The 19,497-nt window shown below is 64.1% G+C and carries 19 protein-coding genes and 1 tRNA gene; all 20 read left to right on the forward strand.

All coding sequences use genetic code 11. From position 1 onward, the window contains the following. Positions 1 to 191: 191 nt before the first annotated feature. On the forward strand, positions 192 to 461 hold the full coding sequence (rpsO, locus tag VFL64_RS04280; RefSeq protein ID WP_489539148.1) for a 30S ribosomal protein S15: 270 nt from the start codon (positions 192 to 194) through the stop codon (positions 459 to 461). A 240-nt stretch (positions 462 to 701) separates the two neighbouring features. Further along, positions 702 to 2,816, forward strand: coding sequence for a polyribonucleotide nucleotidyltransferase (gene pnp, locus VFL64_RS04285; protein ID WP_489539149.1), 2,115 nt, complete (start codon positions 702 to 704; stop codon positions 2,814 to 2,816). A 40-nt stretch (positions 2,817 to 2,856) separates the two neighbouring features. After that, positions 2,857 to 3,843, forward strand: a complete 987-nt coding sequence (locus tag VFL64_RS04290; RefSeq protein WP_489539150.1) for an NAD(P)H-quinone oxidoreductase — start codon at positions 2,857 to 2,859, stop codon at positions 3,841 to 3,843. A gap of 20 nt (positions 3,844 to 3,863) precedes the next feature. Next, positions 3,864 to 4,604 (forward strand): triose-phosphate isomerase, encoded by a 741-nt coding sequence (tpiA, locus tag VFL64_RS04295; RefSeq protein WP_489539151.1) that lies wholly within the window; start codon positions 3,864 to 3,866, stop codon positions 4,602 to 4,604. Positions 4,605 to 4,648: 44 nt separating this feature from the next. After that, a complete protein-coding gene (secG, locus tag VFL64_RS04300) occupies positions 4,649 to 5,047 on the forward strand; it encodes a preprotein translocase subunit SecG (RefSeq protein ID WP_489539152.1) in 399 nt (132 codons plus the stop codon). A gap of 153 nt (positions 5,048 to 5,200) precedes the next feature. Next, a tRNA-Leu gene (locus tag VFL64_RS04305) sits at positions 5,201 to 5,285 on the forward strand. Positions 5,286 to 5,346: 61 nt separating this feature from the next. Beyond that, the gene (locus VFL64_RS04310; protein WP_489539153.1) at positions 5,347 to 5,706 is read left to right on the forward strand and encodes an NADH-quinone oxidoreductase subunit A; all 360 of its coding nucleotides are present in this window, start codon (positions 5,347 to 5,349) and stop codon (positions 5,704 to 5,706) included. A 4-nt stretch (positions 5,707 to 5,710) separates the two neighbouring features. Next, positions 5,711 to 6,187: a NuoB/complex I 20 kDa subunit family protein gene (locus VFL64_RS04315; RefSeq protein ID WP_489539154.1), complete on the forward strand. Its 477-nt coding sequence runs from the start codon at positions 5,711 to 5,713 to the stop codon at positions 6,185 to 6,187. 5 nt (positions 6,188 to 6,192) lie between these two features. After that, entirely contained in the window at positions 6,193 to 6,789 is a 597-nt protein-coding gene (locus tag VFL64_RS04320; RefSeq protein WP_489539155.1) for an NADH-quinone oxidoreductase subunit C, read from the forward strand. A gap of 1 nt (position 6,790) precedes the next feature. Continuing rightward, a complete protein-coding gene (locus tag VFL64_RS04325; protein WP_489539156.1) occupies positions 6,791 to 8,044 on the forward strand; it encodes an NADH-quinone oxidoreductase subunit D in 1,254 nt (417 codons plus the stop codon). Continuing rightward, positions 8,041 to 8,547, forward strand: a complete 507-nt coding sequence (locus tag VFL64_RS04330; protein ID WP_489539157.1) for an NADH-quinone oxidoreductase subunit NuoE family protein — start codon at positions 8,041 to 8,043, stop codon at positions 8,545 to 8,547. Before VFL64_RS04325 ends, VFL64_RS04330 begins: the two co-directional genes overlap by 4 nt. Positions 8,548 to 8,561: 14 nt before the next feature. Further along, positions 8,562 to 9,917 carry an NADH-quinone oxidoreductase subunit NuoF gene (gene nuoF / locus VFL64_RS04335; protein ID WP_489539158.1) on the forward strand — a complete coding sequence of 452 codons (1,356 nt, stop codon included), beginning with the start codon at positions 8,562 to 8,564 and terminating at the stop codon, positions 9,915 to 9,917. A 31-nt stretch (positions 9,918 to 9,948) separates the two neighbouring features. Continuing rightward, positions 9,949 to 12,267: an NADH-quinone oxidoreductase subunit NuoG gene (gene nuoG / locus VFL64_RS04340; protein WP_489539159.1), complete on the forward strand. Its 2,319-nt coding sequence runs from the start codon at positions 9,949 to 9,951 to the stop codon at positions 12,265 to 12,267. A gap of 2 nt (positions 12,268 to 12,269) precedes the next feature. Further along, positions 12,270 to 13,367 (forward strand): NADH-quinone oxidoreductase subunit NuoH, encoded by a 1,098-nt coding sequence (gene nuoH / locus VFL64_RS04345; RefSeq protein WP_489539160.1) that lies wholly within the window; start codon positions 12,270 to 12,272, stop codon positions 13,365 to 13,367. 12 nt (positions 13,368 to 13,379) lie between these two features. Further along, complete coding sequence (gene nuoI, locus VFL64_RS04350) at positions 13,380 to 13,877, forward strand: NADH-quinone oxidoreductase subunit NuoI (RefSeq protein WP_489539161.1); 498 nt, start codon at positions 13,380 to 13,382, stop codon at positions 13,875 to 13,877. A 44-nt stretch (positions 13,878 to 13,921) separates the two neighbouring features. Next, entirely contained in the window at positions 13,922 to 14,563 is a 642-nt protein-coding gene (locus VFL64_RS04355) for an NADH-quinone oxidoreductase subunit J (protein ID WP_489539162.1), read from the forward strand. Further along, positions 14,560 to 14,886 carry an NADH-quinone oxidoreductase subunit NuoK gene (gene nuoK / locus VFL64_RS04360; RefSeq protein ID WP_489539163.1) on the forward strand — a complete coding sequence of 109 codons (327 nt, stop codon included), beginning with the start codon at positions 14,560 to 14,562 and terminating at the stop codon, positions 14,884 to 14,886. The genes VFL64_RS04355 and nuoK overlap by 4 nt, the downstream gene beginning before the upstream one ends. Before the next feature lie 4 nt (positions 14,887 to 14,890). Beyond that, positions 14,891 to 16,909: an NADH-quinone oxidoreductase subunit L gene (gene nuoL, locus VFL64_RS04365; RefSeq protein WP_489539164.1), complete on the forward strand. Its 2,019-nt coding sequence runs from the start codon at positions 14,891 to 14,893 to the stop codon at positions 16,907 to 16,909. Between the two features lie 21 nt (positions 16,910 to 16,930). Beyond that, entirely contained in the window at positions 16,931 to 18,406 is a 1,476-nt protein-coding gene (locus VFL64_RS04370; RefSeq protein WP_489539165.1) for an NADH-quinone oxidoreductase subunit M, read from the forward strand. Positions 18,407 to 18,432: 26 nt separating this feature from the next. After that, positions 18,433 to 19,497: NADH-quinone oxidoreductase subunit N (locus VFL64_RS04375; protein WP_489539166.1), on the forward strand; the 1,065-nt coding region annotated here is incomplete at its 3' end.

The following is a 19,497-nucleotide window of genomic DNA, read 5'->3' on the forward strand; positions in this document are numbered from 1 at the left end:
GGTTCTGCACGATGCTTCGTGTGGAGCACAGCACGGCTCGGGTCGGTTTCACCCGGGTTCGCAAGTCGTCATCAGGAAACCGCGCAGGCGTCGCATCCACCGTCCCAGGTGAGCGCGGCGTTGCAGCACCGGGCTCGCCAAGGGCTGCAGGTGAGGGCGCTGCCGGTTTCCGTCCCACTCAGGAAAACCTCATGGCAGTCGCCGACATCATCAAGGCCGATATCGTCAAGGCGCATGCGCGCGGTACCGCGGACACGGGATCCCCCGAAGTCCAGGTCGCGCTGCTCACCGCCCGCATCAACGAGCTGACGCCGCACTTCAAGCAGCACATGAAGGACCATCACGGCCGCCGCGGCCTGCTGAAGATGGTCAACCAGCGCAAGAGCCTGCTGGCCTACCTCAAGGCCAAGGATGCCGAGCGCTACACCGCGCTGATCCAGAAGCTGGGCCTGCGCAAGTAATCGACCGATGATCGAAGAGAGCCTGTCTGGAACCCTCCAGCACAGGCTCTTCGTGTTTGGAGCGGACGCGAGCGGCATGGCGCCGATGTGTCATTCCAACGCGGCTCGGACTGGGCGAGGCCTGCGCCGCACGCCTGTACGAGCCGCGCTGGAATGGCATCCCGCCACCGTCTCGGTGCCCTCCCGGCTTCAGGCGCCGCCGAACCTGGCGCCTTCCAACTCTGACGGAGAGACAAGAAAATGAGCATGTTCAACAAGGTCGTCAAGTCGTTCCAGTGGGGTCCGCACGCCGTCCGCATGGAAACCGGCGAGATCGCGCGCCAGGCCACCGGCGCCGTCCTCGTCGACATCGAAGGCACCGTGGTGCTGGCCACGGTCGTCGCCCGCCGCGAGGCGAAGCCCGGCCAGGACTTCTTCCCGCTGACGGTCGACTACATCGAGAAGACCTACGCCGCCGGCAAGATCCCCGGCAGCTTCTTCAAGCGCGAAGGCCGCCCGAGCGAGCACGAGACGCTCACCTCGCGCCTGATCGACCGCCCGATCCGCCCGCTGTTCCCGGAAGGCTTCTTCAACGAAGTGCAGGTCGTCGTGCACGTCCTCTCGCTGAACCCCGAGGTCGATGCCGACATCGCCGCGATGATCGCGTCGAGCGCCGCGCTCGCGGTCTCCGGCATCCCGTTCGCCGGCCCCATCGGCGCGGCGCGCGTGGGCTACATCAACGGCGAGTTCGTGCTCAACCCGGGCAAGACCGAGCTGGCCGACTCCAAGCTGGACCTGGTCGTCGCGGGCACCGAAGCCGCCGTGCTGATGGTCGAGTCCGAGGCTCAGCAACTGAGCGAAGAAGTGATGCTCGGCGGCGTGGTGTTCGGCCACGAGCAAGGCAACATCGCCATCGCCGCCATCAACGACCTGGTGCGTGACGCCGGCAAGCCGGCCTGGGACTGGCAGCCGCCCGCCAAGGACGAGGCCTTCATCGCCAAGATCGGTGCCCTGGCCGAAGAGAAGCTGCGTGCGGCCTACCAGATCCGCTCCAAGCAGGCCCGCACGCAAGCCACCCGCCAGGCCACGGCCGACGTGGTTGCTGCACTGGAAGCCGAAGGCGCCGCCTTCGACAAGGTGAAGGTCGACAACGTGCTGTTCGACATCGAAGCCAAGATCGTGCGCAGCCAGATCCTCTCGGGCGAGCCGCGCATCGATGGCCGCGACACCCGCACCGTGCGCCAGATCGAGATCCGCAACGGCGTGCTGCCGCGCGTGCACGGCTCGGCGCTGTTCACCCGCGGTGAAACGCAGGCGCTCGTCGCTGCCACGCTGGGTACCGACCGTGACTCGCAGAAGATCGACGCGCTGGCTGGCGAGTTCAGCGAGCACTTCATGCTCCACTACAACATGCCTCCGTTCGCCACCGGCGAAACCGGCCGCGTCGGCACCCCGAAGCGTCGTGAGATTGGCCACGGCCGCCTGGCCAAGCGCGCGCTCGTCGCCGTGCTGCCGGATCGCGTCGAGTTCCCCTACTCGATGCGCGTGGTGTCGGAGATCACCGAATCCAATGGTTCCTCGTCGATGGCTTCTGTCTGCGGTGGCTGCCTGGCGCTGATGGACGCTGGCGTCCCGCTCAAGGCTCACGTGGCCGGTATCGCCATGGGCCTGATCAAGGAAGGCAACCGCTTCGCCGTGCTGACCGACATCCTGGGTGACGAAGATCACCTGGGCGACATGGACTTCAAGGTGGCCGGCACGACCGCCGGTGTGACCGCCCTGCAGATGGACATCAAGATCCAGGGCATCACCAAGGAGATCATGCAGGTCGCCCTGGCCCAGGCCAAGGAAGCCCGCCTGCACATCCTCGGCAAGATGACCGAAGCGATGGGCGAGGCCAAGGCCGAGGTGTCGCAGTTCGCTCCGCGCCTGTACACCATGAAGATCAACCCCGAGAAGATCCGTGACGTGATCGGCAAGGGCGGCGCGACCATCCGCGCGCTGACCGAAGAGACCGGCACCACGATCGACATCGGCGAAGACGGCACCATCACCATCGCCTCGGCCGATGCCGACAAGGCGGCTCACGCCAAGAAGCGCATCGAAGAGATCACCGCTGAAGTGGAAGTGGGCAAGGTCTACGAAGGCCCGATCACCAAGATCCTGGAGTTCGGTGCGCTCGTGAACCTGCTGCCTGGCAAGGACGGCCTGCTGCACATCAGCCAGATTGCGCACCAGCGCGTCGAGAAGGTCACCGACTTCCTGAAGGAAGGCCAGATCGTCAAGGTCAAGGTGCTCGAGACTGACGAGAAGGGCCGCGTCAAGCTGTCGATGAAGGCCCTGATCGAGCGCGAACCCCAAGCTGCGCACGAGTGACGACGACGGGCCGCTTGCGGCCCGTTGCCGAGCCCGCACCATGAAAGCCATCGAAATCGCGTCTTACGGCGCACCCGAAGTTCTGCGTCCTGCCGAGCGGCCGGCCCCGCTTGCGGGTGCCGGTGAGTTGCTGATCCGGGTCGCAGCGGCGGGAGTCAACCGCCCCGACGTGCTGCAACGCAAGGGGCACTACCCCGTGCCGCCGGGTGCTTCCGACCTGCCCGGGTTGGAAGTGGCCGGCAGCATCGTCGATGGCGACAGTGCTGCCATGGCGGCGGCCGGCCTGAAGATCGGCGACCGCGTGTGCGCGTTGGTGGCCGGAGGCGGCTATGCCGAGCTGTGCGTGGCACCGGTCGGGCAGTGTCTGCCAGTGCCTGCGGGTTTGAGCGATATCGAGGCAGCCAGCCTGCCTGAAACCTTCTTCACCGTCTGGTCGAACGTGTTCGACCGTGCCCGCCTGCAGCCGGGGGAAACCCTGCTCGTTCAGGGTGGAACCAGTGGCATCGGCGTGACGGCGATTCAACTCGCCAAGGCGTTCGGTGCCACGGTCATCGCCACCGCGGGCAGCGACGAGAAGTGTGCAGCCTGCGTCAAGCTGGGTGCGGATCACGCCATCAACTACCGCAGCCAGGACTTCGCCGCCGAGGTGATGCGCCTCACCGACAAGCGCGGCGCGAACGTCGTGCTTGACATGGTGGCTGGCTCCTACGTTGCGCGTGAACTGGGCTGCATGGCCGAAGATGGTCGTCTCGTCGTGATTGCCGTGCAGGGCGGCGTCGAAGCGCAGATCGACGCGGGCGTGGTGATGCGCAAGCGTCTCACCGTCACGGGTTCGACCTTGCGGCCACGGCCGGTGGTTTTCAAGGCCGCAATCGCGAAGTCGCTCAAGCAGACCGTGTGGCCCTGGCTGGAAAGCGGCAAGGTCAAGCCTGTGATCTACAAGGTGTTTCCTGCGGAACAGGCCGCGCAGGCTCATGCGCTGATGGAATCGAACGAGCACATCGGCAAGCTCGTGTTGACGTGGTGAACCCCAAGGAAAGCAAACCCATGCGTCGCAAACTGGTGGTGGGCAACTGGAAGATGAACGGCGGCCGCGTGGCCAATGCCGAGCTGCTGGCTGCGCTGAAGGCGGCCGAGCCCTGGGACGCAGGTGTCGCGGTGTGCGCGCCATTCCCTTATCTGGCCGACGTGGCGCTGTCGCTGCAAGGCAGCCGGATCCTCTGGGGGGCACAAGACTGCTCGGCGCATGAGTCGGGTGCCTACACCGGCGAGGTGTCGGCTGCGATGCTGGCCGAGTTCGGCTGCCACTACGCCATCGTCGGCCACTCGGAGCGCCGCGCGTACCACGGTGAATCAGACCAGCTCGTCGCCGACAAGGCCAAGATTGCGCTGGCGCACAAGCTCACGCCCATCGTCTGCGTGGGTGAGACGCTGGCCGAACGCGAAGCCGGTCAGACCGATGTGGTGGTGAAGCGCCAGCTCTCGGCCGTGATCCATACGCTCGGCCATTGCATCTCGCAGGTCGTCGTGGCGTATGAGCCGGTGTGGGCGATCGGTACTGGCAAGACGGCCACGCCGGAGCAGGCTCAGGCGGTGCACGCGCTGCTGCGTGCGCAGTTGCACGCAGCCACCGAGAAGTCGGATGAGATGTTGATCCTCTATGGCGGCAGCGTGAAGGCCGACAACGCGGTGCAGCTGTTCGGGCAGCCCGACATCGACGGCGGCCTGATCGGTGGGGCCTCCCTCAAGGCGTCGGATTTCGCCGCCATCTGCAAAGCCGCCAGCTGATCGCTGCTGAAGCAAGTCTGAAGAATTTTTTGGAGCAATAAGAAATGCAAGTGTTGATGAACGTCGTGGTGGCCCTGCAGATCATTGCGGCACTGGTCATGATCGGGCTGGTGCTGATCCAGCACGGCAAGGGTGCGGACATGGGTGCTTCCTTCGGCAGTGGTGCATCCGGCAGCCTCTTTGGTGCAACCGGCAGCGCGAACTTCCTGTCGCGTTCCACCGCGGTGTGTGCGGCCGTGTTCTTCTGCTGCACGCTCGCGCTGGCCTACACGGCCAACAACCGTGGTGGTGCAGTCGGCACCAGCGTGCTCGATCGTGCCGGTGCTGCCGCGAGCGCGCCTGCTGGTGGCGCGATGCCCATCCCGGGTGCGGCGCCTGGTGCATCGGCTGCCGCGCCTGCTCCGGTTCCTGCAGCGTCAGCGCCTGCGATTCCGGTGAAGTGAACTCCGCTCGAGCCTCTGACAATGCTCAATAACCGACTGCTGCGATGCAGCAGTCGGCAGAGATCACGAGGTGTTTCAGGTTAGAATTTGCGGCTGTCTGGTGAGCCACTCCTCATGCGATCCAGATGCCGTTGCTAAGGCAGTTGCAGTTAGGCCGACGTGGTGAAATTGGTAGACACGCTATCTTGAGGGGGTAGTGGCGAAAGCTGTGCGAGTTCGAGTCTCGCCGTCGGCACCAGATCTATCGGCAAGGCGCTTACCCGGTGCCTTGCCGTAATCCAAAGCCAAACAAACGCACCATGAATCTGGCCCCCTACCTTCCTGTGATCTTGTTCATCCTGGTTGGTGTGGCGGTGGGTGTGGCGCCTCAGGTGCTTGGCTTCCTGTTCGGCCCGCGTCGTCCTGACGCCGCCAAGAATTCCCCCTACGAGTGCGGCTTCGAAGCCTTCGAAGACGCTCGCATGAAGTTCGATGTGCGCTACTACCTGGTCGCCATCCTCTTCATCCTGTTCGACCTGGAAATCGCCTTCCTCTTCCCCTGGGCCGTGGCCCTGCGCGAGATCGGTGTGGCGGGCTTCTGGGCCATGATGTTGTTCCTGGGCATTCTGGTCGTGGGCTTCGCCTACGAATGGAAAAAGGGTGCCCTGGACTGGGAGTAAGCCAATGGGCATCGAAGGCGTTCTGAAAGAGGGCTTCGTCACGACCAGTGTCGACGCGCTGATCAACTGGTCCAAGACAGGCTCGCTGTGGCCCATGACCTTCGGTCTGGCCTGCTGTGCCGTCGAGATGATGCATGCGGGCGCGGCCCGCTACGACATCGACCGCTTCGGCATGCTTTTCCGCCCAAGCCCGCGGCAGAGCGATCTGATGATCGTGGCCGGCACCCTCTGCAACAAGATGGCGCCGGCCCTGCGCAAGGTCTATGACCAGATGGCCGAGCCGCGCTGGGTGTTGTCGATGGGCTCCTGTGCCAACGGTGGCGGCTACTACCACTACAGCTACTCGGTGGTGCGTGGTTGCGACCGCATCGTCCCCGTGGACGTCTACGTGCCCGGTTGCCCTCCCACGGCAGAGGCGCTGCTGTACGGCATCCTGCAATTGCAGTCGAAGATCCGCCGCGAAAACACCATCGCCCGCTGAGCACCATGAGCAGACTCGACACCCTCCAGGCGGCGCTCGAAGCCGCGCTCGGCGCGCGCATCAAGAAGCTGGTGCGCGACCGCGGCGAAATCACCATCACCGTGGCGGCATCCGACTACCTTGCAGTGGCCACCCAGCTGCGAGACGACGCGACGCTGCACTTCGAGCAGCTGGTCGACATCTGTGGCGTCGACTACTCCGCCTACAAGGACGAACCGCAGGAAGGGCCGCGTTTCGGCGCCGTGTCGCACCTGCTGTCGGTCAAGCACAACTGGCGCGTTCGCCTCAAGGTGTTCTGCCCCGATGACGACCTGCCGTCGGTCGCCTCGGTCACGCCGGTGTGGAACTCGGCCAACTGGTTCGAGCGCGAAGCCTTCGACCTCTACGGCATCCTGTTCGAAGGCCACGTCGACCTGCGCCGCATCCTGACCGACTACGGTTTCATCGGCCACCCGTTCCGCAAGGACTTCCCGACCTCCGGCCACGTCGAGATGCGCTACGACCCGGAACAGAAGCGCGTGATCTACCAGCCGGTGACCATCGAGCCGCGCGAGATCACGCCGCGCATCATCCGCGAAGACAACTACGGCGGCCTCCACTGACATGGCTGAGATCAAGAACTACACGCTGAACTTCGGCCCCCAGCACCCGGCAGCCCACGGCGTGCTGCGCCTGGTGCTCGAGCTCGACGGCGAAGTGATCCAACGCGCCGACCCGCACATCGGTCTGCTGCACCGCGCCACCGAGAAGCTGGCCGAGAGCAAGACCTACATTCAGTCACTGCCTTATATGGACCGCCTCGACTACGTGTCGATGATGTCCAACGAGCATGCCTACTGCCTGGCCATCGAGCGGCTGATGGGCATCGAGGTGCCCGAGCGCGCGCAATACATCCGTGTGATGTTCGCCGAGATCACCCGCTTGCTGAACCACCTGATGTGGCTGGGCGCGCACGGGCTGGATTGCGGCGCGATGAACATGCTCATCTACTGCTTCCGCGAGCGCGAAGACCTGTTCGACATGTACGAGGCCGCTTCGGGCGCGCGCATGCATGCGGCGTACTTCCGCCCGGGCGGCGTGTACCGCGACCTGCCGGACTCGATGCCGCAGTACAAGGTCTCGAAGATCCGCAACGCCAAGGCGATCTCCAAGCTCAACGAGAACCGCTCCGGCTCGCTGCTCGACTTCATCGAAGACTTCTGCCAGCGTTTCCCGGCCAACGTCGACGACTACGAGACCCTGCTCACCGACAACCGCATCTGGAAGCAGCGCACCGTCGGCATCGGCGTGGTCACGCCGGAGCGTGCGCTGAACCTCGGCTTCACCGGTCCCATGCTGCGTGGCAGCGGCATCCAGTGGGATTTGCGCAAGAACCAGCCCTACGACGTCTATGAACGCATGGACTTCGACGTGCCGCTGGGCACCAACGGCGACACCTACGACCGCTACCTCGTGCGCGTGCAGGAGATGCGTGAAGCCAATCGCATCATCCAGCAGTGCGTGAAGTGGCTGAAGGCCAACCCCGGCCCGGTGATCACCGACAACCACAAGGTGGCTCCGCCTTCGCGCGTGGACATGAAGTCCAGCATGGAAGAGTTGATCCACCACTTCAAGCTCTTCACCGAAGGCTTCCACGTGCCCGAAGGCGAGGTGTATGCCGCCGTCGAGCACCCGAAGGGCGAATTCGGCATCTACCTGATCAGCGACGGTGCGAACAAGCCTTACCGACTGAAGATCCGTCCGCCCGGCTTCCCGCACCTTGCGGCGCTGGACGAAATGGCACGCGGTCACATGATCGCCGACGCCGTGGCCGTGATCGGCACGATGGACATTGTGTTTGGAGAGATCGACCGATGAGTTCCGTCGCCACGCCGCTGTCCGACGCGACGCGCGCCCGCTTCGACAAAGAAGTCGCCAAGTACCCCGCCGACCAGAAGCAGTCGGCCGTGATGGCCTGCCTGGCCATCGTGCAGCAGGAGCAGGGCTTCGTTTCTGCCGAGAGCGAGAAGATGATCGCCGACTACCTCGGCATGCCGCCCATCGCGGTGCACGAGGTGACGACCTTCTACAACATGTACAACCAGCAGCCGCTGGGCACCTTCAAGCTCAACGTCTGCACCAACCTGCCGTGCCAGCTGCGCAGCGGCCAGTCGGCGCTGAACCACCTGTGCCACAAGCTGGGCGTGGAAGAGGGGGGCACGACGGCCGACGGCGTCTTCACCGTCCAGAAGAGCGAATGCCTGGGCGCTTGCGCGGATGCGCCGGTGCTGCTGGTAAACGACCGCCAGATGTGCAGCTTCATGGACGAGCCGCGCCTGGATGCGCTGGTCGACACCTTGCGCGCTGGCGCCAAGAACTGAACGAGGTTCCCACGATGCAACCCCAGCTGGACCTCTCCAAATTCCAGTCCACCGGCACCGAGACCTGCTTCCATGGCCGCCACATCGGCGCCCAGATCTATGACGGGCTTGACGGCAAGAACTGGTCGCTGAAGGACTACGAGGCGCGCGGCGGCTACCAGGCGCTGCGCAAGATCCTCCAGGGCGCCAACGGTGCCGAGCCGATGACACCCGAGCAGGTGATCGCCGAAGTCAAGACCTCGGGCCTGCGCGGACGCGGCGGCGCGGGCTTCCCGACCGGCCTGAAGTGGAGCTTCATGCCGCGCATGTACCCGGGCGCCAAGTACCTCGTCTGCAACTCCGACGAAGGCGAGCCCGGCACCTGCAAGGACCGCGACATCCTGATGTTCAACCCGCACATCGTGATCGAAGGCATGGCCATTGCCGCCTTCGCGATGGGCATCGCCACCGGCTACAACTACATTCACGGCGAGATCTTCGAGGTCTACGAGCGCTTCGAAGCAGCCCTCGAAGAGGCACGTGCGGCCGGCTACCTGGGTGACAAGATCCTCGGCTCGTCGTTCAACTTCCAGCTCCACGCCTCGCACGGTTTTGGCGCCTACATCTGCGGCGAAGAGACGGCGCTGCTCGAGTCGCTGGAAGGCAAGAAGGGCCAGCCGCGCTTCAAGCCGCCGTTCCCGGCGAGCTACGGCCTGTACGGCAAACCGACCACGATCAACAACACCGAAACCTTCGCTGCGGTGCCCTGGATCATCCGCAACGGCGGCCAGCCCTACCTGGAGATCGGCAAGCCCAACAACGGCGGCACCAAGATCTTCTCGGTGGTGGGCGACGTCAACAAGCCCGGCAACTATGAGATCCCGCTGGGCACGCCGTTCACCAAGCTGCTCGAACTGGCCGGCGGCGTGCGTACCGGCCGCAAGCTCAAGGCCGTGATTCCTGGCGGCTCATCGGCGCCCGTGCTGCCGGCGGCCATCATGAACGAGTGCACCATGGACTACGACTCCATCGCCAAGGCCGGCTCCATGCTGGGCTCGGGTGCTGTGATCGTGATGGACGACTCGCGCGACATGGTGAAGAGCCTGCTGCGCCTGTCGTACTTCTACATGCACGAGAGCTGCGGCCAGTGCACGCCTTGCCGCGAAGGCACAGGCTGGCTCTTCCGCGTGGTGGAGCGCATCGCCAACGGCCAGGGCCGCATGGAAGACATCGACCTGCTCAACTCGGTGGCCGACAACATCCAGGGCCGCACCATCTGCGCGCTGGGCGACGCGGCCGCCATGCCGGTGCGCGCCATGATCAAGCACTTCCGCGATGAGTTCGTTCACCTCATCGAGCACAAGACCGCCGTGGTCCCGGCTTACGTCTGAGCAACGAACGGTCTAAGCAAAGAACGACGACATGATCGAAATCGAACTCGACGGCCGGAAGGTGGAGGTTGCCGAAGGCAGCATGGTGATGCATGCCGCCGACAAGGCCGGCACCTACATCCCCCACTTCTGCTATCACAAGAAGCTTTCCATCGCGGCCAACTGCCGCATGTGCCTGGTCGACGTGGAGAAGGCGCCCAAGCCCATGCCGGCCTGCGCCACGCCCGTCACCCAGGGCATGATCGTTCGCACCAAGAGCGACAAGGCGCTCAAGGCACAAGCCGGTGTGATGGAGTTCCTGCTCATCAACCACCCGCTCGACTGCCCCATCTGCGACCAGGGCGGCGAATGCCAGCTGCAGGACCTGGCGGTGGGCTACGGCGGCTCGTCTTCGCGCTACACCGAAGAAAAACGCGTCGTCTTCCACAAGGACGTCGGCCCGCTGATCTCGATGGAAGAGATGAGCCGCTGCATCCACTGCACCCGCTGCGTGCGTTTCGGCCAGGAAGTGGCCGGGATCATGGAGCTGGGCATGATCCACCGCGGCGAGCACTCCGAGATCACCACCGTGGTCGGCGACACCGTCGACTCCGAGCTCTCGGGCAACATGATCGACATCTGCCCGGTCGGTGCGCTGACCAGCAAGCCCTTCCGTTACAGCGCCCGCACCTGGGAGCTGTCGCGCCGCAAGAGCGTGAGTCCGCACGACAGCACCGGCGCCAACCTGATCGTCCAGGTCAAGAACAACAAGGTGATGCGCGTCGTTCCGCTGGAGAACGAAGACATCAACGAATGCTGGCTGGCCGACCGCGACCGCTTCTCGTACGAAGCCGTCAACAGCGACGAGCGCCTCACCGCACCGATGATCAAGCAGGGCGGCGAGTGGAAGCCGGTCGACTGGACCACCGCCCTCGAATACGTGGCCAATGGACTGAAGCAGATCAAGGCCGATCACGGTGCCAAGAGCATCGGCGCGCTCGGTTCGGCGCACAGCACCGCCGAGGAACTGCATTTGCTGGCCAAGCTGGTGCGTGGCCTGGGCAGCGAGAACATCGACCACCGCACCCGCCATGCCGACTTCGGCAACACGGCCGGCGTGCGCTGGCTCGGCACTACCGTGGCCTCGCTGTCGTCGATGCAGAGTGCCTTCGTGGTGGGCTCCTTCCTGCGCAAGGACCACCCGCTGTTCGCACAGCGCATCCGCCAGGCCGCCCGCAAGGGCGCGAAGGTGCACAGCCTCCATGCCGTGCACGATGATTGGTTGATGCCCATGGCTGGCCGCATCACTGCCGCGCCGAGCCAGTGGCCGCAGGCGCTGGCCGAAGTGGCCGCCGCAGTGGCTGCCAGTAAGGGCGTGGCTGCACCGGTGGCTGCGAACGCGGGCTCCGACGCGCAGGGCGTTGCCGCCTCGCTGCTGGCCGGCGAACGCAAGGCCGTGCTGCTCGGCAACGCCGCCGCCCAGCATCCGCAGGCCGCGCAATTGTTGTCGCTCGCCAACTGGATTGGCGAGCAAACCGGTGCCTCGGTGGGCTACCTCACGGAAGCCGCCAACACGGTCGGCGCACAACTCGTGAACGCCTTGCCGGGCCAGGGTGGCTTGAACGCAGGCCAGATGCTCGAAGGCTCTGCCTTGAAGGCCTGTGTGCTGCTCAACGTCGAGCCGGCCTTCGATGTGGCCAACCCGGCCGCCGCACTGGCCGCACTGCAATCGGCCCAGATGGTCGTCGCGCTGACCCCGTTCAAGAGCGCTGCGCTCGAGAGCGCCGATGTGCTGCTGCCCATCGCACCGTTCACCGAAACCTCGGGCACCTTCGTCAGTGCCGAAGGCCGCGTGCAGAGCTTCCATGGCGTGGTGAAACCCTTGGGTGACGCCCGTCCAGCCTGGAAGGTGTTGCGCGTGCTGGGCAACCTGCTGGGCGTGAAGGGTTTCGAGTACGAGACGTCGGAAGAAGTCCGTGCCGAGGCGCTGGGCGATGTCTCGACGATCGCCTCGCGCCTGAGCAATAAGACGGCTGGGGCTGTTACCGCTTCGTTGGCTGCCGCGCAGGGCTTGGAGCGTGTCGCCGACGTGCCCATCTACGCCACCGACTCCCTGGTGCGGCGTGCCACCTCGCTGCAGCTCACGGCCGATGCTCGGCCGCCTGTGGCCAGCCTGCCTCCGGCACTTTGGTCGCAACTGCGCCTGGCTGAGGGGGCCTCGGTCCGCGTCTCGCAGGGCAGTGCCAGCGCCGTGTTGCCGGCCCGTCTCGACGACACGTTGGCCCCCACCGTCGTGCGCGTGCCTGCAGGCCACCCGTGCACCGCATCGCTGGGTGCGATGTTCGGCGCCATCACCGTCGAGAGGGCTTGAGCATGATCGACAGCTTCAACGCCTTCGGAAGCTCGCTGCTCGGTGGTGCCTGGCCCACCGTGTGGTCGCTGATCAAGATCATCGCCCTGGTGGCGCCGCTGATGATCTGCGTGGCCTACCTCACCTTGTGGGAGCGCAAGGCCATTGGCTGGACACAGATCCGCCCCGGCCCCAACCGTGTCGGCCCCTTCGGTTTGCTCACGCCGATTGCCGATGCCGTGAAGCTGATCTTCAAGGAGATCATTCTTCCCACGGCGGCCAACCGCAACCTGTTCCTGCTCGGCCCGATCATGACCATCATGCCGGCGCTGGCGGCGTGGGCCGTGGTGCCCTTCGGTCCCGACAAGGCCGTGGCCAACATCAACGCCGGCCTGCTGTTCCTGATGGCCATCACCTCGCTCGAGGTCTACGGTGTGATCATCGCCGGCTGGGCATCCAACTCGAAGTACGCCTTCCTCGGTGCGCTGCGCGCTTCGGCGCAGATGGTGAGCTACGAGATCGCCATGGGTTTTGCGCTCGTGGTGGTGCTGATGGTCTCGGCCAGCCTCAACATGACCGACATCGTGATGGGGCAGGGCAAGGGGATGTTCGCCGACCGGGGCCTGAGCTTCCTGTCGTGGAACTGGCTGCCGCTGCTGCCCATCTTCCTCGTCTACTTCATCTCCGGCCTGGCAGAAACCAACCGCCACCCCTTCGATGTCGTCGAAGGCGAATCGGAGATCGTGGCCGGCCACATGATCGAGTACTCGGGCATGGCCTTCGCCATGTTCTTCCTGGCCGAGTACGCCAACATGATCCTCGTCTCGGCGTTGGCCGTGACCATGTTCCTCGGCGGCTGGCTCGCGCCGATCTCCTTCTCGGCCATCGGCATGCAGACGCCGGCCTGGATCGAGGCCACCGCCTGGTTCTGGGACTGGTTCTGGCTCTTCGGCAAGACCTTCCTCGTCGTCACCGTGTTCCTCTGGGTTCGCGCCACCTTCCCGCGCTTCCGCTACGACCAGATCATGCGTCTGGGATGGAAGATCTTCATCCCCATCACCTTGGTGTGGTTGGTGGTCGTGGGGCTGTGGATCCAGTCGCCCTGGAACATCTGGAAATAAGGGAAGAACACCATGGCTGCTATGGCTTCCGTCAAAGACCTGTTTTCGACCTTCATGCTGGCCGAGCTCTTCAAGGGCATGGCGCTGACCGGCCGGCATTTCCTGTCGCGCACGATCACCGTCCAGTTCCCGGAAGAGAAAACCCCGCTGAGTCCACGTTTCCGTGGCCTGCATGCCCTGCGCCGCTATGACAACGGCGAAGAGCGTTGCATCGCCTGCAAGCTGTGCGAGGCGGTCTGCCCGGCGATGGCGATCACCATTGAATCCGACGTGCGTGACGACGGCTCGCGCCGCACCACCCGCTACGACATCGACCTGACCAAGTGCATCTTCTGCGGCTTCTGCGAAGAGAGCTGCCCGGTCGACTCGATTGTCGAAACGCACATCTTCGAATACCACGGTGAGAAGCGGGGCGACCTGTACTTCACCAAGGACATGCTGCTCGCCGTGGGTGACCGCTACGAGAAAGAAATCGCCGCCAACAAGGAGGCCGACGCGCGCTATCGCTGACCCTTCGATACCTCAGGGTGAGCGGGCTTGCGCCCGAGAACAACATGGATACATCCACCGCGCTCTTCTATATCTTCTCGGCCGTGATGCTGCTGGCGGCGTTCCGCGTCATCACCGCACGCAGCGCCGTGCATTCCGCGCTCTTCCTCGTGCTGGCCTTCTTCTCGGCCTCTTGCGTCTGGATGCTGCTGCGCGCCGAGTTCCTCGCCATCTCGTTGGTACTCGTCTATGTGGGCGCCGTGATGGTGCTGTTCCTGTTCGTCGTGATGATGCTCGACATCAATGTCGAGGCACTCCGCGTCGGCTTCTGGAAGCACTTTCCGGTAGCCGCACTCGTGGGTGTAGTGATCGCGCTCGAAATGGCCTTGGTGCTCATCCCCGGCTTCGATCTGCGTTCTGCGCCTGTCCCGGATGCCAAGGCCGTCGAGCTCGGCAACACCAAGATGCTGGGCATCCAGATCTACACCCACTACCTCTATCCGCTGCAGATTGCAGCGCTGGTGCTGCTCGTGGCCATCATCGCGGCCATCGCGTTGACCCTGCGCAAGCGCAAGGACACCAAGGCGATTGATCCGGCGGAGGCCGTCAAGGTCAAGAAGGCCGACCGCTTGCGCATCGTCAAGATGCAGGCCGTGGTCGAACCGCCCCCTGCGCCGCCTGCACCGCCTTCGGGAGAAACGAAATGACCGGTCTGTCCCTGGGCTCGGTGTCGCTGGGCCACTACCTCACGGTGGGTGCCATCCTGTTCACCCTGTCGGTGATCGGCATCTTCCTGAACCGCAAGAACCTGATCGTGCTGCTGATGGCGATCGAGCTGATGCTGCTGGCCGTGAACCTCAACTTCGTGGCGTTCTCGCACTACCTGGGCGACATGGCGGGCCAGGTGTTCGTGTTCTTCATCCTGACGGTGGCAGCCGCCGAATCGGCCATCGGCCTGGCCATCCTGGTGGTGCTGTTCCGCAACCGATCCAACATCAACGTCGACGAGCTCGACGTGCTCAAGGGCTAAGCCGATGTCAGCTCAACTCTCTCCGAGCCTGCTGCTGGCGGTGCCTCTGGCGCCGCTGGCCGGCGCCATCATCGCTGGCTTCTTCGGCAAGACCGTGGGCCGCCGTGGATCGCACATCGCCACCATCCTGGGCGTGCTGATCGCCTTCATCCTGTCGGCCATCACGCTCAAGGACGTGATCGGCGGAGCCCGCTTCAACGCCACCATCTACGAATGGATGGTCCTGGGCGGCCTGAAGATGGAGGTCGGCTTCCTGATCGACGGCCTGTCGGCCATGATGATGTGCGTGGTGACCTTCGTGTCGCTGATGGTGCACATCTACACCATCGGCTACATGGAAGAAGACGACGGCTACCAGCGCTTCTTCTCGTACATCTCGCTCTTTACCTTCTCGATGTTGATGCTCGTGATGAGCAACAACTTCCTGCAGTTGTTCTTCGGCTGGGAAGCGGTGGGTCTGGTGTCGTACCTGCTGATCGGCTTCTGGTACACCAGGCCGACGGCGATCTTCGCCAACATGAAGGCCTTCCTGGTCAACCGTGTCGGTGACTTCGGTTTCATCCTGGGCATCGGCCTGCTGGTGGCGTTTGCCGGCTCGCTCAACTACGGCGAGGTGTTTGCCAAGGGTGATGAGTTGGCCAAGCTCAACTTCCCCGGCACCGAGTGGATGTTGATCACCGTGACCTGCATCTGCCTCTTCATCGGCGCCATGGGCAAGAGTGCGCAGTTCCCGCTGCACGTGTGGCTGCCCGATTCGATGGAAGGCCCGACCCCCATCTCGGCGCTGATCCACGCCGCCACCATGGTGACGGCCGGCATCTTCATGGTGGCCCGCATGTCGCCGCTGTTCGAGCTGTCGGACACGGCCCTCAGCTTCGTGCTGGTGATCGGTGCCATCACGGCGTTGTTCATGGGCTTCCTCGGCATCATCCAGAACGACATCAAGCGCGTGGTCGCGTACTCCACGCTCTCGCAGCTGGGCTACATGACGGTGGCGTTGGGCGCTTCGGCTTACTCGGTGGCCGTGTTCCACCTGATGACGCACGCCTTCTTCAAGGCGCTGCTGTTCCTCGCGGCCGGCTCGGTGATCATCGGCATGCACCACGACCAGGACATCCGCAACATGGGCGGCCTGCGCAAGTACATGCCCATCACCTGGATCACCTCGTTGCTGGGATCGCTGGCGCTGATCGGCACGCCGCTGTTCTCGGGTTTCTATTCCAAGGACAGCATCATCGAAGCCGTCCACGAGAGCCACCTGTGGGGCGCGCAGTTCGCCTACTACGCGGTGGTGATCGGCGTGTTCGTCACGGCCTTCTATTCCTTCCGCATGTACTTCCTGGTCTTCCACGGCAAGGAGCACTTCCATCACAAGCCCTTCCCGGGCGAGCACGACCACCATGACGACCATGGCGAGCACCATGCTCCGCACGAATCGCCCTGGGTGGTGACGCTGCCGCTGGTGTTGCTGGCCATTCCCTCGGTGGTGATCGGCTACCTGACCATCCAGCCCATGCTGTATGGAGAGTTCTTCAAGGACGCGATCTTCTTCAACCTGGACAAGCACCACGCGATGAAGGAGATGGCCGAGGCCTTCCATGGCGCCGGCGCCATGGCCTTGCACGGCCTGACTGCGCTGCCGTTCTGGCTGGCGCTCGCCGGTGTGGTCACGGCCTACGTGTTCTACATGGTCAAGCCCGAGATCCCCGCCGCCATCAAGGCACGCACCGGCTTCATCAACCGCATCCTCGAGAACAAGTACTACTTCGACTGGTTCAACGAGAACGTGCTCGCCGCTGGCGCGCGTCTGCTCGGCACCGGCCTGTGGAAGGGCGGTGACGGCGCGGTGATCGACGGTGTGCTGATCAACGGCACGGCGCGTGGCATCGGCGGCATCGCCTCGGTGGTGCGTCTGGTGCAGACCGGCTACCTCTACTGGTATGCGCTGGTGATGATCCTGGGTGTGATCGGGTTGATGACCTGGCAGTTGTGGCCCTACCTCCGCACGATGCTCGTGCGCTGATCGGTCACGGAGAACAAGAACATGGGTTTGATTAGCCTTGCCATCTGGTTGCCGATTCTGTCCGGCGTGCTGTTGCTTGCTCTGGGCCGTGACGAGCACGCCAAGACCGTGCGCTGGCTCGCGCTGGTGGCCGCCATCGCCAGCTTCCTCGTCACCATTCCGTTGATCACGGGCTTCGACAGCAGCACCGCGGCGATGCAATTCCAGGAGAACCTGGCCTGGATCGAGCGCTTCAACGTGCGCTACCACCTGGGCCTGGACGGCATCTCGGTGTGGTTCGTGCTGCTCACCGCCTTCATCACCATCATCGTGGTGATCGCCGCCTGGGAGGTGATCACCGAGCGCGTCAATCAGTACATGGGCGCGTTCCTGATCCTCTCCGGCATCATGGTTGGCGTGTTCTCGGCGCTCGACGGACTGCTGTTCTATGTCTTCTTCGAGGCGACGCTGATCCCGATGTACATCATCATCGGCGTGTGGGGGGGGCCGCGTCGTGTGTATGCGGCGTTCAAGTTCTTCCTCTACACGCTGGCCGGCTCGCTGCTGATGCTGATCGCGCTGATCTTCCTGTACTTCAAGTCGGGCAGCAGCTTCGAGATCCTGACCTGGCACGACGTGCCGCTCACGATGACAGAGCAGACCTTGCTCTTCTTCGCCTTCTTTGCGGCCTTTGCCGTCAAGGTGCCGATGTGGCCGGTGCACACCTGGCTGCCCGACGCCCACGTCGAGGCGCCCACCGGCGGTTCGGTTGTGCTGGCGGCCATCATGCTGAAGCTCGGAGCCTATGGTTTCCTGCGTTTCTCGTTGCCCGTCACGCCCGATGCGGCCCACCACTGGACCTGGGTCGTCGTGGCCCTGTCGCTGATTGCCGTGGTCTACATCGGCCTGGTGGCGCTGGTACAGCAGGACATGAAGAAGCTGGTGGCCTATTCGTCGATCGCCCACATGGGCTTCGTGACGCTGGGCTTCTTCCTCTTCAATGAACTGGGCATCTCCGGCGGCCTGGTGCAGATGATCTCGCACGGCTTCGTGTCGGGCGCCATGTTCCTGTGCATCGGCGTGCTCTACGACCGCGTGCATTCGCGCGAGATCGCGAGCTACGGTGGCGTGGTCAACACCATGCCCAAGTTCACCGCCTTCGCCGTCTTCTTTGCCATGGCCAACTGCGGCCTGCCGGGCACCGGCGGTTTCGTGGGCGAGTGGATGGTCATCCTGGGCACCGTGAAGGTCAACTTCTGGCTGGCCGCCTTGGCCGCCACCACGCTGGTGTTCGGCGCAGCCTACACGCTGTGGATGGTCAAGCGCGTGTACTTCGGCGCCGTGGCCAACGAAGACGTGCGTGCCCTGGAAGACATCAACGCACGCGAGTACCTGATGCTGGCCTTGCTGGCCATTGCGGTGCTGTGGATGGGTCTGTACCCGAAGCCTTTCACCGACACCATGCACGTGAGCGTGACCGAGCTGCTGAAGCACGTGGCCGTCTCTAAGCTCAATTGAGTCAAAGCTGAACTGAGCAAAAGAACATGAACGACATGAACTGGCTGGCCGTCTACCCCGAGCTCGTGCTGCTGGGCATGGCCTGCGTGGTGGCCATGGTGGACCTGTGGGTCACCCATCCGCGCCGCACCCCAACCTACCTGCTGACCCAGGCCACGCTGGCCGTGGTGGCCGTGATGCACTGGCTGTACTTCGACGGTGGCTTTACCGTCTACGGCATGCAGCGCATGGTCGTGACCGACCCGCTGGGCCATCTGCTGGGCGCTTTTGCCGCCATCACGGTGATGGTGGCGCTGGCCTATGCCCGCCCGTATGCTGAACACCGTGAGATCCTCAAGGGTGAGCTGTTCACGCTGAGCCTGTTCTCGCTGCTGGGCATCTCGGTGATGCTCTCGGCGAACAACTTCCTCATCGTCTACCTGGGCCTGGAGCTGATGTCGCTGTCGCTCTATGCCATGACCGCCATGCGCCGCGACAACATCGAGGCCACCGAGGCGGCGATGAAGTACTTCGTGCTGGGCGCGCTGGCCAGCGGCTTCCTGCTCTACGGCCTGTCGATGATGTACGGCGCCACCGGCTCGCTCGACATCCCGCAGGTCTTCAACGCCATTGCCACCGGCCAGATCAACAAGGCCGTGCTGGTGTTCGGCGTGGTGTTCGTGGTGGCCGGCCTGGCCTTCAAGCTGGGCGCTGTGCCGTTCCACATGTGGATCCCCGACGTCTACCACGGTGCACCCACCGCGGTGACGCTGTTCATCGCCGGCGCTCCGAAGCTGGCCGCCTTCGCCATCACCTTCCGCTTGCTGGTCGAAGGCATGTCGGGCGTGGCCGCCGACTGGCAACAGATGCTGATCCTGCTGGCCGTGGCCTCGATGCTGCTGGGCAACCTCGCAGCCATCGCGCAGTCCAACCTCAAGCGCATGCTGGCCTATTCCACCATCGGCCAGATCGGTTTCATGCTGCTGGGCTTCACGCCGACGGTCATCTCCAACAACACCTTCTCGGCAGCCAACGGCTACTCGTCGGCACTGTTCTACCTGATCAGCTACGTGCTCACCACGCTGGGCACCTTCGGCATCATCATGCTGCTG

The organism is Rhizobacter sp. (genome assembly GCF_035702065.1).
Taxonomy (GTDB): Bacteria; Pseudomonadota; Gammaproteobacteria; order Burkholderiales; family Burkholderiaceae_C; genus Rhizobacter.